The 13,953-nt window shown below is 63.6% G+C and carries 11 protein-coding genes; 4 read left to right on the top strand and 7 right to left on the bottom strand.

What is annotated here, in order from left to right; translation table 11 throughout:
• The first annotated feature begins 46 nt into the window (after nt 1–46).
• Nucleotides 47–1,111 (top strand): LacI family transcriptional regulator, encoded by a 1,065-nt coding sequence (locus AC070A_RS15055; RefSeq protein ID WP_058328036.1) that lies wholly within the window; start codon nt 47–49, stop codon nt 1,109–1,111.
• Between the two features lie 102 nt (nt 1,112–1,213).
• Here AC070A_RS15055 and AC070A_RS15050 read toward each other — a convergent pair whose 3' ends face one another.
• From AC070A_RS15050 to AC070A_RS15030, 5 genes are read right to left on the bottom strand one after another with little or no spacing between them, the layout of a single operon-like run.
• Nucleotides 1,214–2,722: an aldehyde dehydrogenase family protein gene (locus AC070A_RS15050; protein WP_058328037.1), complete on the bottom strand. Its 1,509-nt coding sequence runs from the start codon at nt 2,720–2,722 to the stop codon at nt 1,214–1,216.
• Complete coding sequence (locus AC070A_RS15045) at nt 2,722–3,501, bottom strand: enoyl-CoA hydratase/isomerase family protein (RefSeq protein ID WP_057254847.1); 780 nt, start codon at nt 3,499–3,501, stop codon at nt 2,722–2,724. Before AC070A_RS15045 ends, AC070A_RS15050 begins: the two co-directional genes overlap by 1 nt.
• The gene (locus tag AC070A_RS15040; protein ID WP_112995627.1) at nt 3,494–5,113 is read right to left on the bottom strand and encodes an acyl CoA:acetate/3-ketoacid CoA transferase; all 1,620 of its coding nucleotides are present in this window, start codon (nt 5,111–5,113) and stop codon (nt 3,494–3,496) included. The genes AC070A_RS15045 and AC070A_RS15040 overlap by 8 nt, the downstream gene beginning before the upstream one ends.
• Nucleotides 5,114–5,116: 3 nt before the next feature.
• Nucleotides 5,117–6,118: a Gfo/Idh/MocA family protein gene (locus AC070A_RS15035; protein WP_112995626.1), complete on the bottom strand. Its 1,002-nt coding sequence runs from the start codon at nt 6,116–6,118 to the stop codon at nt 5,117–5,119.
• Complete coding sequence (locus AC070A_RS15030) at nt 6,115–7,155, bottom strand: LacI family DNA-binding transcriptional regulator (RefSeq protein WP_112995625.1); 1,041 nt, start codon at nt 7,153–7,155, stop codon at nt 6,115–6,117. The genes AC070A_RS15035 and AC070A_RS15030 overlap by 4 nt, the downstream gene beginning before the upstream one ends.
• Before the next feature lie 299 nt (nt 7,156–7,454).
• On the opposite strand from AC070A_RS15030, the gene AC070A_RS15025 reads away from it, so the two are divergent.
• Complete coding sequence (locus AC070A_RS15025) at nt 7,455–8,627, top strand: dihydrodipicolinate synthase family protein (RefSeq protein WP_112995624.1); 1,173 nt, start codon at nt 7,455–7,457, stop codon at nt 8,625–8,627.
• Between the two features lie 69 nt (nt 8,628–8,696).
• Here the strand turns inward: AC070A_RS15025 and AC070A_RS15020 are convergent, their stop codons facing one another.
• Nucleotides 8,697–10,760: a M3 family metallopeptidase gene (locus AC070A_RS15020; RefSeq protein ID WP_112995623.1), complete on the bottom strand. Its 2,064-nt coding sequence runs from the start codon at nt 10,758–10,760 to the stop codon at nt 8,697–8,699.
• Between the two features lie 106 nt (nt 10,761–10,866).
• Nucleotides 10,867–11,508: a LysE family translocator gene (locus tag AC070A_RS15015; RefSeq protein WP_112995622.1), complete on the bottom strand. Its 642-nt coding sequence runs from the start codon at nt 11,506–11,508 to the stop codon at nt 10,867–10,869.
• 364 nt (nt 11,509–11,872) lie between these two features.
• On the opposite strand from AC070A_RS15015, the gene leuB reads away from it, so the two are divergent.
• The gene (gene leuB, locus AC070A_RS15010) at nt 11,873–12,985 is read left to right on the top strand and encodes a 3-isopropylmalate dehydrogenase (protein WP_425985771.1); all 1,113 of its coding nucleotides are present in this window, start codon (nt 11,873–11,875) and stop codon (nt 12,983–12,985) included.
• A 195-nt stretch (nt 12,986–13,180) separates the two neighbouring features.
• Nucleotides 13,181–13,870, top strand: coding sequence for a phosphatase PAP2 family protein (locus tag AC070A_RS15005; RefSeq protein ID WP_113133127.1), 690 nt, complete (start codon nt 13,181–13,183; stop codon nt 13,868–13,870).
• Nucleotides 13,871–13,953: the final 83 nt, after the last annotated feature.

The raw sequence follows: 13,953 nt of genomic DNA, 5'->3' as shown, positions 1-13,953 counted from the left end.
ACCACGTTACAAAACCCGCTCTCGCCCGCTCTCAGGATGACTTGCATTGGCCGATCCCTCCAAGCCCGCCCATCGCGAAGACGGTGGCTCCACCGCCAAGCGCGGCAAGCCGACCCTTCGCACGATCGCGGAAATCACCGGCCTTGCGGTCACCACCGTATCCCGCGCGCTTTCCGATGCGCCGCAGATTTCGCTCGATACCCGCAAGCGGGTGCGCGAGGTCGCCGATGAGATCGGCTACTCGCCCGACCGCGCCGCCCAGCGCCTGAAGACCGGCCGCACCAATGTCATCGGCGTGCTGCTCGACCCGCATGAGGAAATCCTGGGCTACGGCACGTCGATCATGAGCGGCATCGCCAAGGCGCTGCAGGGCACGGCGTTTCACCTGATCGTCATGCCGAACTTCCTGAATTCGACCAATGTCGAGGCGGTCAACTACATCACCCGCAACGGCATGGCCGACGGCCTGATCTTCTCGCGCACGGAACCGCTCGATCCCCGCGTCCGGCTGCTGTCGGATCTCGGCTTTCCCTTCGTCACCCATGGGCGCACTGAGCTTTCCACCCCGCATCCCTATGTCGACTACGACAACTTCACCTTTTCCTACCAGGCGACGAAACGCCTGATCGCCAAGGGCAGGCGCAAGCCGGCTCTCATCAGCGGTCCCGCCGGTTTCACCTTCGCCGGTCATCTGCAGCATGGCTTCATGACCGCCGTGCGCGAGGCCGGCTGCGCCTATGAGATCCTCACCGGCATCGACCTTGATAGCCCCGCCGGCGCGATCCGCGACCGTATCCGGCAGCGCTACGCCGAGCCCGGTCCGCCGGACAGTTTCATGTGCGGCGGGGAGGTCTGCGCGCTCGCAACCATCACCGGCATGAGCGATTGCGGGCTGACGCTTGGCCGCGAATACGACATCGTGGCCAAGCAGACCTCGCATCTGCTGAGCGCCATCCAGCCGCAGGTCGAGACGATCTACGAAGACCTGACGGCAACCGGCGAGGATATGGGCCGGGTGCTCCTGCAGAAGATCGGCGGCGAAAGCGACGTCAGCAAGCTGCAACTGTTGCTCTGTCCGCAGATCCCCGCGAGTTTCAGCACGGCGGGCTGAGCGGGCGGAAAAGATGCGCAAGGCCGCGTCGCGTGACGCTGCCTCCTGCCGCCTCTGATCTCCGCCCTCGATCCGCATGTCTTCTCCTCCCTCGCCCTAGCCTTAACGCGGCATCCACCAGCCGGTGCGCGGCCCCATATGCATGTTGAGCGTCTTGGTCTCAGTGTAATCCTCGACCGAATGTCGGCCGAGCTCGCGGCCGAGGCCGGACTGGCGGTAGCCGCCGAAGGGCAGCTCCGACGCACCATCCATGAAGGTGTTCATCCAGATGGTGCCGGCGCGCACGCGGCGGCCGATCGTCAGGCAGGTGTCGAAGTCGCGGCTCCAGACGCCGGCCGAAAGACCGTAGTCGATCGCATTGGCTATGCTGATCGCTTCCTCGGTCGACTCGAAGGTCAATACCGAGAGAACCGGGCCGAACACCTCTTCGCGCGCCACCGCCATGTCGGGGCGCACGGCCGAGAGGATCGTCGGCGCCATGAACTGGCCCATGCCGAGATCGAGCGCCGTGCCGCCATGCGCGACCGCCGCCCCCTCCTTCGACGCAGCAGAAACATAGCCGGCAATTTTTTCCAGATGCTGCGGCGTGATGATCGCGCCGACCTGGGTTTCCGGATCGAGCGGATCGCCGACCTTGACCTTGGCCGAAAGCTCAGCGATCCGCCGCGTCACCTCGTCGGCGATATCGCGATGCAGGATCAGGCGCGAACCGGCATTGCAGCATTCACCGGCGTTGAAATAGGCGCCGAAGACGGCGGCATCGATGAATTCGTCGAGATTGGCGTCCGGGAACACGATCTGCGGGTTCTTGCCGCCGAGTTCCAACGACACCTTCTTCAGCGTCTGTGCGGCATTGGCCATGGTCAGGCGACCAACACCGGTCGAACCGGTGAAAGAGACCATGTCGACATCCGGATGCGTCGTCATCGGCGCACCGACCTCCGGCCCCGTGCCGGTGATGATGTTAACGACTCCAGCGGGAACGCCGGCCGCTTCGAGGATTTCGCCGAGCAGCAGGGTCGAGGCCGAGGTCAGTTCCGACGGTTTGACGACCGTGGTGCAGCCCGCAGCCAAGGCAAACGGCAGCTTCTGGCTGACGATCAGGAAGGGGAAGTTCCAGGGGGTGATGATCGACACGACGCCGATCGCCTCGCGCAGCACGACACCGAGTGTGCCATCCCCGAGCGTGTTGTAGCTCTCGCCATGCAGATCGCGGGCAAGGGCCGCGGCATAGCGCCAGATATCGGCGGCACCGCCAAGTTCGCCCTTAGCCTGGCTGATCGGCTTGCCGGATTCGATCGCGTCGAGATAGGCCAACTCATCGGCCCGTTCCGCGATGATGTCGGCGGCACGAAGCAGCACAAGCGAACGCTGCGACGCGGTCATGCGCGGCCAGCTGCCCTCGTCGAAGGCGCGACGTGCGGCGGCGATCGCCTTTTCGGCGTCTGCCTTCGTGCCCGCCTGGTAGCGGCTGACGACGACGCCATGGCCCGGCGACACGCGCTCGATGATGCGCCCCTCGGCGCTGTCCACCCATTTGCCGTCGATCAGCATCTGGAAGGCGCGGACCTTGTGGTCGCCAAGCGCCTTGGGTTTCACGAGCACGGTCATTACCATTCTCCCTTGAATTGGGCTTCACGCTTTTCGGAAAAGGCGGCAACGCCTTCCTTGAGGTCGCCGGTCTTGGCGACCAGGATCGAACCGAGAGCCTCGACCGCCGAGCCATTGTCTTCGCCATTCGCCGAAGCGATCATCAGTTTCGAGATTTCGAGTGCCGCCGGGCCGCGCTTCGCAACACGCGCCGCGTAGTCGCGGGCGGCAGCAAGGACCGTGCCGGTCTCGACGACGGCATCGACCAAACCTTCCTTGAGCGCAGTCTCGGCAGTGAACATCTCGCCACCCAGCACCATGCGCCGCACGATCTGGGCACCGAAGCGCGAGACCAGGCGCTGCGTGCCCGACCAACCGGGAACCATGCCGAGGCTCGTTTCCGGCAGACCGATCTTGATCTGCGCCTCGGCCAGGCGGATGTCGGCCGCGGCCGCAAGCTCCAGCCCGCCTCCGAGCGCGTGGCCGTTGAGCGCGGCGATCACAGGCATGCGCAACGTCGCCAGCCGCTCGAACACACGATGGCCGAAGCGCACCCAGTCATGACCGAATGCGGGCGCATCCATGCCGCCCCAGGCCTTGATGTCGCCGCCGGCCGAAAACGCCTTGCCCTCACCGGTGAGGATGACAACGCGGATGTTGCGGTCGGCCTCTACCGTATCGCAGGCGGCGGCCAGGGCCTTCAGCATGTCGATGTCGAAGGCGTTGAGCTTTTCCGGGCGGGCGACCGTCATGGTCGCGATCGCGCCTTCTATCTCAATTCGGATGCGCCCCTCAGCCATGGTGGCCTCCGTCGAGCCGACGCTGCGCCTTTTTCGGCAGCTCAAGCCCGATCAGTGCGTCCTGGAAGAGGGCAGCATCCATCGTTTTCAGCTGATTGGACACGATCAGCGGAAACTCCGACTGATCAAGAATATGGGTCTGCAGATCGACGCCCGGCGCGATCTCCGTCAGCATGACGCCCTCAGGCGTCAGCTTCATCACGCAGCGCTCGGTCACATAGGTGATGTCCTGGCCTTGCTCGATGCCGCGACGGCCGGAGAAGGTGACGTGTTCGACCTCGTTGACCAGCTTCTTCAGCTTGCCTTCCTTCTCGATCACCAGCTTGCCATCGCCGATCGAAAGCTTGGCGCCGGCATTGAACATGCCGGAAAAGACGATCTTCTTCGCCCGCGCCGTGATGTCGACGAAGCCGCCGGCGCCGGCCGTCACATGCGGACGGAACGAGAGCTTTGAGACATTGACCGAGCCGTGACGGTCGATCTCGAGGAACGAAAGCAGCGACGCGTCGAAGCCGGCACCCTGGAAATAGGTGAACTGGTAGGGCGAAGGCATGAAGGCATCAGCGTTCGAGGCGCAGCCGAAAGCGAAATCGAGAAGCGGCACGCCGCCGACGGCGCCCTGCTCGATCACCCAGGTGACCGCGCCATGCAGGCCTTCTTCGAGCAGGATGCGCGGCACGTTGGCCGAGATGCCGAAGCCGAGATTGACGGCGCTGCCAGCCTCAAGCTCCTGCGCCACACGGCGGGCAATGACCTTCTGGATGTTGAATTCCGGCACGCGGAAGCTCTCGAGCGGTCGGAAGATTTCGCCTGAGATCGCCGGATCGTAGAGCGTCTGGGTCGTCTGCTTCTGGTCGGGATCGACGATGACATAGTCGACAAGCACGCCCGGCACCCGCACGTCGTGCGGCTTCAACGAGCCTTCCTTGGTGATGCGCTTGACCTGGGCAATGACGATGCCGCCGTTGTTGCGAGCGGCGAGCGCCTGGTCGAGACCGCCGAGATAAGCGCCCTCGTGTTCATAGGTGAGGTTGCCGCGCTCGTCCGCGGTGGTGGCGCGGATGATGGCCACCTGCGGCGCGATCGCCTTGAAATACAGCCAGTCCTCGCCCTCGAACGAGACCTTCTTGACCACCGGCTCGGCGGCGGCCGAAGCATTCATCGCGCAGCCTTCGCGCGACGGGTCGACAAAGGTGTCGAGGCCGACCTTGGTCATCACGCCCGGCCGCTTGGCCGCGGCTTCGCGGTGCATATCGAAGAGGATGCCGGACGGGACGTTGTAGGCGGCAACCTCGTTGGCGCCGATCATCTGCCAGATCAGCGGCGGTTCCGCACTCGACGGGCCCGAGGGATAGGAGCCGCCGATGATCTTCTTCAGGAGGCCCTTCTTCGCGATGTAGTCGACACCTTTGATGCCGCTCATGTCGCCGGCGGCGATCGGGTGCAGTGTCGTGAGATCGCGCGGATGACCGGTCGCCTCGAAGCGCTCACCGATCGCCTTCAGCATCAGGTCGGGGCAGCCGAGTCCGCTGGACGACGAGACGGAAACCACCGCACCATCCGGGATCAGGGCAGCCGCTTCGGCCGGCGAGATATGCTTGTTCATCGACATCGTTCAAAGTCCCGTTTCGATCGCCACGGCCTGGCCGGTCGCAGCCGCCTTGGCCACGGCAAGACCCGTCGCCAGCGACCAGACGCCATCTTCGCCCGTCGCCGAAGGACGGCCTTCGCCTCTGACGGCAGCATGGAAGGCGGAAAGTGCGGTTTCGTAGAGATTGCGATGGTCGAGCGATAGCTCGGTCTCACCATCGGCATTGCGCAGCGTCACGGTCCCGACCGGTCGCTGCGTCATGACCTTTCGGCCGATCAGCGAACCGTCGGTGCCATGCACCTCAAGGCCGGTATCGGCAAACCTGGTGGTAAAGGCGTCATGGAACTGGGCGATGACGCCAGAGCGGAAGTGGAGCACGCCCATGACGCCGTCTTCCAGACCTTCCTTGCCCATGCCGGCGCTATGGCTGATGGCGACCGCTTCGATCGGGTCGTCATTGAGAATGAAGCGCAGCGTATCGGCATCGTGCACGGTGATGTCGAGGATCACGCCGCCGCCGGCATCCGGCCGCTCCAGCCGCCAGCCCTGGAGATGCGGAGGCAGATAGACCGCATGGAAGACGCGTGCGGCAATCGGCCGACCGATCTTACCCTCGGCGATCGCGTTGCGCATGGCACGATGGGTGGCGGCATTGCGCAGGTGGTGGTTGGTGGCGAGCACCACGCCCGCCTCACACGCCTTCAGCACCATCTCGCAGCCATCATTGAGGTTCATCGCCAGCGGCTTCTCGCAAAGCACATGTTTGCCGGCGGCGATCGCCGCCAGCGTCTGTTCGCGATGCAATTCGTTGGTGGTCGAGACATAGACCGCATCGACGTCGGGATCGCCGACAAGTTCGGCAACTGACGTCACCGACTTCGGAATGCCGTTTTCTTCGGCATAGGCAGCGCCTCGCTCGGCGTTGGTGCTCATGACCGAGACGACCTCACCGCCGGCGGCGCGGATCGCGCCAATCACCCATTCACGCGCAATCGTGCTTGCGCCGATCAGACCCCACCGCGTCATGCCAAAACCTCCCTTTTCCTCTCGACCGCAGCGCCGCAGCTCTGGCGAACGACGAGGCGCACCGAACCGACGATCGCTTCGGGTTCCGCCTTGCCGGCCTTGATCTGCTTCAACAGCAATTCGGCAGCCCGCTGACCCATGCCCTGCGGATCGACGGAAACCGTCGTCAGTGCCGGCACGGCGGTCTTCGCCTCGATCACGTCGTCGAAGCCGATGACGGCGAAATCGGCGCCTGGCTCCAGCCGCCGCGCCCTGAGGCCATCGCAGACGCCGAAGGCGACCGCATCGTTGAAGCACAGCGCCGCCGTCGGCCGGTCGGCGAGCATCATCGCCTGTTCCACCGCCGTTACCCCGCCGGCGCGCGACGGCGCCGAACCGATGATCAGCGCCTCCGACACCGGCATCCCGGCCTCGATAAGGGCGTCGCAGTAGCCGCGCATGCGCGCCTCGAACACGGCAGTATCGGAAAAGCCGCCGAGGAAGGCGATGCGCTGGTGGCCACGCTCGATCAGGTGACGCACGGCCGCCATGGCGCCGGCGTGGTTGTCGGATATCAGTGAAGAAACGTCGGCGCCGGCAATGTCGCGCACGACAAGCACGACGGGAATGCCGCTATCGACCAGAGGCGCGAGATCGGCAACTTCCGTGCCGCGCGCCGGAGAGACGATCAGGCCGGAGACGCCGTGCTCACGCATCGACGCCACCACTTCGCGCTGACGCTCGATCTTTTCACCGGTGTTGGCGAGGAACTGCACGAAGCCAGCCGACTGAACGACCGCATCGACGCCGACAGCGAGTTCGGCAAAGAAGCTGTTGGTGAGATCGTTGACGACGATGCCGATGATCTTGGATTTCGACTGGCGAAGATTGGCAGCTCCACGGTTGTAGACATAGCCGAGATCGCGGATGGCCGCATTCACCTTGGCGCGGGTCGCCTCGTTGACGAGCGAACTGCCCTGAAGGACGAGCGACACGGTCGACTTCGACACGCCGGCGGCGTGCGCAATATCGATGACCGTCACCCGTTCCTTGACCACAGCATCCTCCCGAATTCTCGTACCTGCTTTTCTCTTTCATAATTGGAACGTTCCAATTTCGTCAAGAGAGCCTTGATCACTTTTTTCCGTTTTGCTCGCTCACTGCAGGATTGGTCAGCCTGGTTGACCGATGCCACGTGTGACCATCGTGAACTTTAAACCAATGAAAAGAAATAATATTTTCTCTGTCGCGGCACCAACGATCAGGCGCATGCCATACACCCGAAAACATTGCCGCTTGCCATTTGGAACGATCCAAAGTATTTCAAGACAAACTTCCGCGGAGGAGACCAACCCCGATGACAAGCCTGACGCTGCCGCGCCAAGACGGCTCGCTCGAACACTACCGCCTGACGGGAACGCCAATCGCGCGGCCGCAGACGCCGCCGACCTTCAACCGCATCGCCTATGCGGCCGCCCATGTGGTCTCGGATCCTCTCCGGGATCTCGATCCCTGGGGCAATCCGGCGATCGACTGGGAGGCGACGCTGGCGTTTCGCCACCATCTCTGGAGCCTTGGCTTCAAGATCGCCGAGGCGATGGACACCGCCCAACGCGGTATGGGTCTTGCCTGGCCCGGCGCGCAGGAACTGATCCGCCGCTCGCTCGCCGAAGCGCGGCAGGTTCCGGGCGCCGATCTTGCCTGCGGTGCCGGCACCGACCACCTGGCGCCGACCGATGCGCGATCGCTGGACGACGTGATTGCCGCCTACGAAGAGCAGGTCGGCTTCGTCGAAGGCGAGGGCGGCAGGGCGATCATGATGGCAAGCCGCGCACTCGCCCGCGTTGCCCGCTCCGCCGACGACTATCGCCATGTCTATGGGCGCATCCTCGGCCAGACCCGACACAAGGTCGTGCTGCACTGGCTCGGCGACATGTTCGACCCGCAACTTCGGGGTTACTGGGGCTCTGAGGACTTCGACCAGGCGCTCGATACCGTGCTCTCGATCATCGAAGCCAACCGCGACAAGGTCGAAGGCATCAAGATCTCGCTGCTCGACAACGCCAGGGAAGTGGCGCTACGCAACCGCCTGCCGGACGGCGTGCTCTGCTTTACCGGCGACGATTTCAACTATGCGGAACTGATCGAAGGCGACGGCACGAAGTTTAGCCACGCCCTGCTCGGCATTTTCGATGCGGTGGCACCCTCCGCCTCCAAGGCGCTCGCAGCACTCGCCAAGAGTGACCTCGCCACCTTCCGCGGCGTGATCGAGCCGACCGTGCCGTTGTCACGCAAGATCTTCGAGGCGCCTACGCAATACTACAAGGCCGGGGTCGTTTTCCTTGCCTGGCTGAACGGGCACCAGCGCCACTTCACCATGCCCGCCGGCATGCAGTCCGCCCGCGGGGCGCTGCACTATGCCGACATCTTCCGTCTCGCCGACCGCGCCAATGTGCTCGACCGGCCGGAACTGGCGGCGCAACGGATGCAAAGCCTGCTATCGACATTTGGCGTCGAGCAGAGCGCTTGAGCAGAATGCTAAAACGGCGCCCGAGGGCGCCGTTCCATATCCAGCCAACCGGGCAGGTTTCAGGACACCTCAGGCCGCCAGGCCCTTCTTTGCCAGCATCGCATCCGGGCTCGGCAGCTTGCCGCGGAACGCCTTGTAAGCATCCTCCGGATCGATCGAGCCGCCGACCGAATAGATATTGTCCTTGAGGCGGGCGGCCATCGCCGGATCGAAGGCATTGCCGGTTTCCTCGAAGGCCGCGAAGGCGTCGGCGTCGAGCACTTCCGACCACATGTAGGAATAGTAGCCTGCCGAATAGCCGTCGCCCGAGAAGACGTGCAGGAAATGTGGGCTGCGGTGGCGCATGACGATGGATTTCGGCATGCCGATCTCATCGAGCTTCTTTGCTTCGAGCGCCATCGGCTCCGCCGTCTCCTCGGCCGTGTGGTAGGCCATGTCGACCAGAGCAGAAGAAGTGAACTCGACGGTGGCGAAGCCGGAGTTAAACGTCCGGGCGGCGAGCACCTTGTCAAGCAGCGCCTGCGGCATCGGCTCGCCGGTCTGGTAATGCACTGCGTAGCGCTTGAGGATCTCCGGCACCGTCAGCCAATGTTCGTAGAGCTGCGACGGCAGCTCTACGAAATCGCGCGACACACCGGTACCCGAAACGGACGGATAGGTGACGTTGGATAGCATGCCATGCAAGGCATGGCCAAACTCGTGGAAGAGCGTGCGGGCATCGTCGAGCGACAGCAGTGCCGGCTTGCCCTCGGCGGGTTTGGCAAAATTGCAGACGTTATAAATGATCGGCAGTTCGCCTTCGGCGCCGTTCTTCAGTTTCAGCTTGTGCTGCGACTGGAACGAGCTCATCCAGGCGCCGGAACGCTTCGACGACCGGGCGAAATAATCGCCGAGGAAGAGGGCCACCAGCTTGCCGGACGCGTCCTTGATCTCGAAGACCCGCACGTCAGGATGATAGGCGGCGATGCCTTTCTTCTCCGTCGCGGTGATGCCGAACAGGCGCTTGGCAACGTCGAAGCAAGCTTCGATGATCTTTTCGAGCTGCAGGTAAGGCTTGAGCTCGCCTTCGGAGAAATTGAACTTCTCGGCCCGGAGCTTTTCGGCATAATGGCGCCAGTCCCAGGGCATGACGTCGTGATTGCGACCCTCGCCGGCAACGAGCCGGGCAAGCTCCGCCTCTTCCTCGTGGGCGCGGGCAACGGCCTTTTCCCAGACCTGCATCAGGAGACCGTTCACTGCGGCCGGCGTCTTCGCCATGGTGTCGTCGAGCTTCAGCGACGCGAAGTTTTCATAGCCGAGCAGCTTCGCCTTTTCCGCGCGCAGCGCCAGCATCTCGGCGATCAGCCCGCGATTGTCGGTGTCGCCGCCGTTTTCGCCTCGCGCGACCCAGGCGCGGAAGGCCTGTTCACGGAGCTCGCGATTTTCCGAGAAGGTCAGGAACGGTTCGATGATCGAGCGCGACAGGGTAACCGCGTATTTTCCCTTCTGGCCACGGTCCTCGGCCACTGCCGCCATGGCGTCGCGAAGGAAGTCCGGCACACCGGCGAGCTGTTCCTCGCTTTCGAGGAACAGAACCCAGTTCTTCTCGTCGGCAAGCACGTTCTGCCCGAACTTCGCGCCGATGCCGGCGAGCTTTTCGTTGATCGCGGCCAGCCGCTCCTGCTCGGGTTTTGCGAGCTTGGCGCCGGATTTGACGAAACCCTTCCAGTGCCGCTCGAGCACACGGGTCGCTTCAAGATCAAGCCCCAGGGACTGGCGGCCTTCCCACAGCGTGTCGATGCGCTTGAACAGCGCGGCATTCATGCCGATCTTGGAATAGTGCCGCGACATCTTCGGGGCGATATCGCGCTCCAGCGCCTGAACCGTTTCGTTCGTGTCGGCCCCGGCCTTATTCCAGAAGATGGAGGACACGCGCGAAAGTGCATCGCCGGCGATTTCGAGAGCAACGATAGTATTTCCGAAGGTCGGACCGGCGGAATTATCGGCAATCGCGTCAATCTCCGCTTCGTGCTCCCGGAAGGCCGCTTCGAACGCCGGCGCGAAATCCTCGTCCTTTACCAGATCGAAACGCGGCAGGCCCTCGTGGCCTGTCCATGACGTGAGCGCGGGATTGAGCGGGGTGCTGGTGGTCATCAGAAATCCTTTCGCATGCGGTCCGGCTTAGGTCCGGGGAGGGGGGCCGGCGACCTCTGACATGAGGAAGCGGCGAAAATGAAGGTGGTTGCCGGCAGGGATACCGTCAAGGCTTGCGCAGGCCGAGAAGCCCCGGCGCGGCGTGCCAGATCGCCTGGACGGCAAAGCCCATGAACAGGAGACCGGAGAGCCTGACGATTGCCAGTTCGTGGCGTCGGTAGAAACGCCGCACCACAGAGGTGCCGATGATGACGATCAGGATCAGGTCGGCAACGAGAAAGCCGATGAGCGAGACGCCAAGCAGCGCCGGAAGCGTATTGAACTCAAGCGCGTTCGCCGAGCTGGCAAGCAGCGCCGTGAAGGTTGCGAGCGCCACCGGATATCCCTTGGGATTGGTGAGCCCAAAGATCAGGCCGCGCCGCAGCGGACGCTCGACGGTCAGGAGTGCCCGGTTCTCGCCCGCCGGCCTCGCACGGAGTGCCGTCCAGCCGATCCAGCCGAGATAGGCGCCGCAAAACAGCCCGAGAATATCGAAGATCGTGGTGCCGACCGAGCGCGCGCCAACGATGGCAACCAGCGCCAGGGTCGACCAGAGAACGTCACCCGCCAGGTGCCCGCCCATGAACAAGGCGCCTGCCTTGCGCCCCTGGCCGGCGCCGATGCCGAGCAACGCCAGAAACGCCGGTCCGGGAATGAGGACATAGGAAAGGGCGGCGAGAAAGGCTCCGATCAGCAGCGTCTCGGACATGGCGGGTTCCCGGTTGTGTTGCCCGCATTCGATCCGGAGGCACCGATTCAGTCAAGAGGAAAGCTAAGCCAGCTATATGACGACGCAGGTGACCGCTTGCCAGCAAAGGTTAGATTCTTGGCCGTGGCGCGGATATGTGTGGCGACTGCATAGACGAACTTGCGCATGTTTTTCTCCTCGGAGAATCGATGGCCGGGCAAGATGCGCGGCCTCGAAAAGAGCATCCCACTTCCTCGGTAGAGCAGCTGTTCCGCCGGGAACGTGCCGCTCGCAGCCGCGCACAAATCTTTCGTCGCGGCGATTTCCCTCGACACGAAGTTGCGCTAGAACGCGGCCGAGTTTTCCCCCGCGAGAAGGACTATCCATGACTGTGCGCAACCTCTTCCTTCTGCCCGGCGACGGCATCGGCCCGGAAGCCATGGCGGAAGTCCGCAAAATCATCGCCTACATGAATGCCGAGCTTTCAGCCGGCTTCGTGACCGACGAGGGCCTGGTCGGCGGTTCGGCCTATGATGCCCATGGCCAGGCGATCTCGGAAGCGGACATGAAGAAGGCGCTGGCCGCCGATGCGGTGCTGTTTGGCGCCGTCGGCGGTCCGAAGTGGGATGCGGTGCCCTATGAAGTGCGTCCGGAAGCCGGTCTGCTGCGCCTGCGCAAGGATCTCGAACTGTTCGCCAACCTGCGTCCGGCGATCTGCTACCCGGCGCTGGCTGCCGCCTCGTCGCTGAAACCCGAACTCGTCGAAGGCCTCGACATCCTGATCGTGCGCGAACTGACCGGCGGCGTCTATTTCGGCGAGCCGAAGGAAATCATCGATCTCGGCAACGGCCAGAAGCGTGGCATCGACACCCAGGTCTACGACACCTACGAGATCGAGCGCATCGCCGGCGTCGCGTTCGAGCTTGCCCGCACGAGGCAGAACCGCGTCTGCTCGATGGAAAAGCGCAACGTCATGAAGTCGGGCGTGCTCTGGAACCAGGTGGTGACCGAGACCCACAAGGCAAAATACTCCGACGTCCAGCTCGAGCACATGCTGGCCGATGCCGGCGGCATGCAGCTGGTGCGCCAGCCCAAGCAGTTCGACGTCATCGTCACCGACAACCTGTTCGGCGACATGCTGTCGGACGTCGCGGCGATGCTGACCGGTTCGCTCGGCATGCTGCCGTCGGCCTCGCTCGGCGCCCCGGATGCGGTGACCGGCAAGCGCAAGGCGCTCTACGAGCCGGTGCACGGCTCGGCCCCTGACATTGCCGGCAAGGGCATTGCCAACCCGATCGCGATGATCGCCTCCTTTGCCATGTGCCTGCGCTATTCCTTCAACCTGGTGACGGAAGCCGACAATCTGGAGAAGGCGATCGCCGCCGTGCTCGACCAGGGCATCCGCACCGGCGACATCATGGCCGAGGGCGCGAAGAAGGTCGGCACGACGGAAATGGGCGATGCCATCCTCGCCGCGTTCAAGGCGCTGTCGGCCTGAGCCACCAACGATTCCAGTCGGCGTGATCTGACGCCTTCAGGCATAGCGAAAACAGACACCTCCGGAGCGCATCCGGAGGTGTTTTGCGTTTCATGGCCTTGAATTTGCCAAAAGAACCGACACATCGGGGAACTAGACGCCATGAGAAGAACGAACGCTGCGCAGACATGCGACGCGGCGGCAGGACGGAGATTCATGAACGGACCACTTGCGACCACCGGATGGATTGCACTGACTACCCTCGTCCTCGTGCTCGCACTCATTCCATTGGATCCGTATCTGTCGCAAAGCGCGCAGGCGCTGCCGGAAAGCATCGTCGATTTCAATCGGATGATCACGGACTTTGGGACGTTCGCCTGGATGATCTACCTTTCAGCTGGGGTCCTGGCAGCGACGTTCATCCTGCACCGCGCGGCAAACCAGGGGCCGCTTCAGCGCAGGGCAAGTGCCGCCCGCGATCTTGCGGCCTATTTCCTCCTGACGATCGGCACAGCCAGCGCGCTGGTCCACACACTGAAAATTATCGTCGGCCGGGCCCGGCCGGAACTCTTCACCGAGCTCGGCGCCTACAGCCTGACGCCGTTTGCCAACAGCGGTCTGTACGAAAGTTTCCCCTCCGGCCATTCGACCGCGGCCGGCGCCTTCTTCGGTGTCTTCGCCATGCTGATGCCGAAGCTGAGGCCACTCTTTCTGATCCTGGCGCTGACGATCGGCGTTTCCCGCGTCATCGTCGGCGCACACTACCCAAGCGACGTCGCAGCCGGGCTGCTGCTCGGTCTCTGGACATCCGTGATGGTGGCGTTTCTCTTCGCACGGCAGAACCGGCTGTTTCATCTGAGCGAGGGTGGATGGCCGCTCGTGGGGCGCAGCGATCCGCGCCCATAAAAAAGCCGGCGCGGAAGGCCGCGCCGGAGTCAGGAGAGCCATAGTAGCTCGGGGAAGATTTGGCGCGCTCCCGGGAAATGGTT

The organism is Ensifer sp. GW101-20A05 (assembly GCF_059424735.1).
Note: the sequence above shows the minus strand (reverse complement) of the source record. Positions and strands in the feature narration are given on the sequence as shown.

What these genes read in the sequence shown, in the direction of transcription:
- leuB (WP_425985771.1), top strand. Translation starts at nt 11,873, where the DNA reads ATGACTGTGCGCAACCTCTTCCTTCTGCCCGGCGACGGCATCGGCCCG.
- AC070A_RS15025 (WP_112995624.1), top strand. Translation starts at nt 7,455, where the DNA reads ATGACAAGCCTGACGCTGCCGCGCCAAGACGGCTCGCTCGAACACTAC.
- AC070A_RS15015 (WP_112995622.1), bottom strand. Translation starts at nt 11,508, where the DNA reads ATGTCCGAGACGCTGCTGATCGGAGCCTTTCTCGCCGCCCTTTCCTAT.
- AC070A_RS15020 (WP_112995623.1), bottom strand. Translation starts at nt 10,760, where the DNA reads ATGACCACCAGCACCCCGCTCAATCCCGCGCTCACGTCATGGACAGGC.
- AC070A_RS15040 (WP_112995627.1), bottom strand. Translation starts at nt 5,113, where the DNA reads ATGTCGATGAACAAGCATATCTCGCCGGCCGAAGCGGCTGCCCTGATC.
- AC070A_RS15005 (WP_113133127.1), top strand. Translation starts at nt 13,181, where the DNA reads ATGAACGGACCACTTGCGACCACCGGATGGATTGCACTGACTACCCTC.
- AC070A_RS15050 (WP_058328037.1), bottom strand. Translation starts at nt 2,722, where the DNA reads ATGACCGTGCTCGTGAAACCCAAGGCGCTTGGCGACCACAAGGTCCGC.
- AC070A_RS15035 (WP_112995626.1), bottom strand. Translation starts at nt 6,118, where the DNA reads ATGACGCGGTGGGGTCTGATCGGCGCAAGCACGATTGCGCGTGAATGG.
- AC070A_RS15045 (WP_057254847.1), bottom strand. Translation starts at nt 3,501, where the DNA reads ATGGCTGAGGGGCGCATCCGAATTGAGATAGAAGGCGCGATCGCGACC.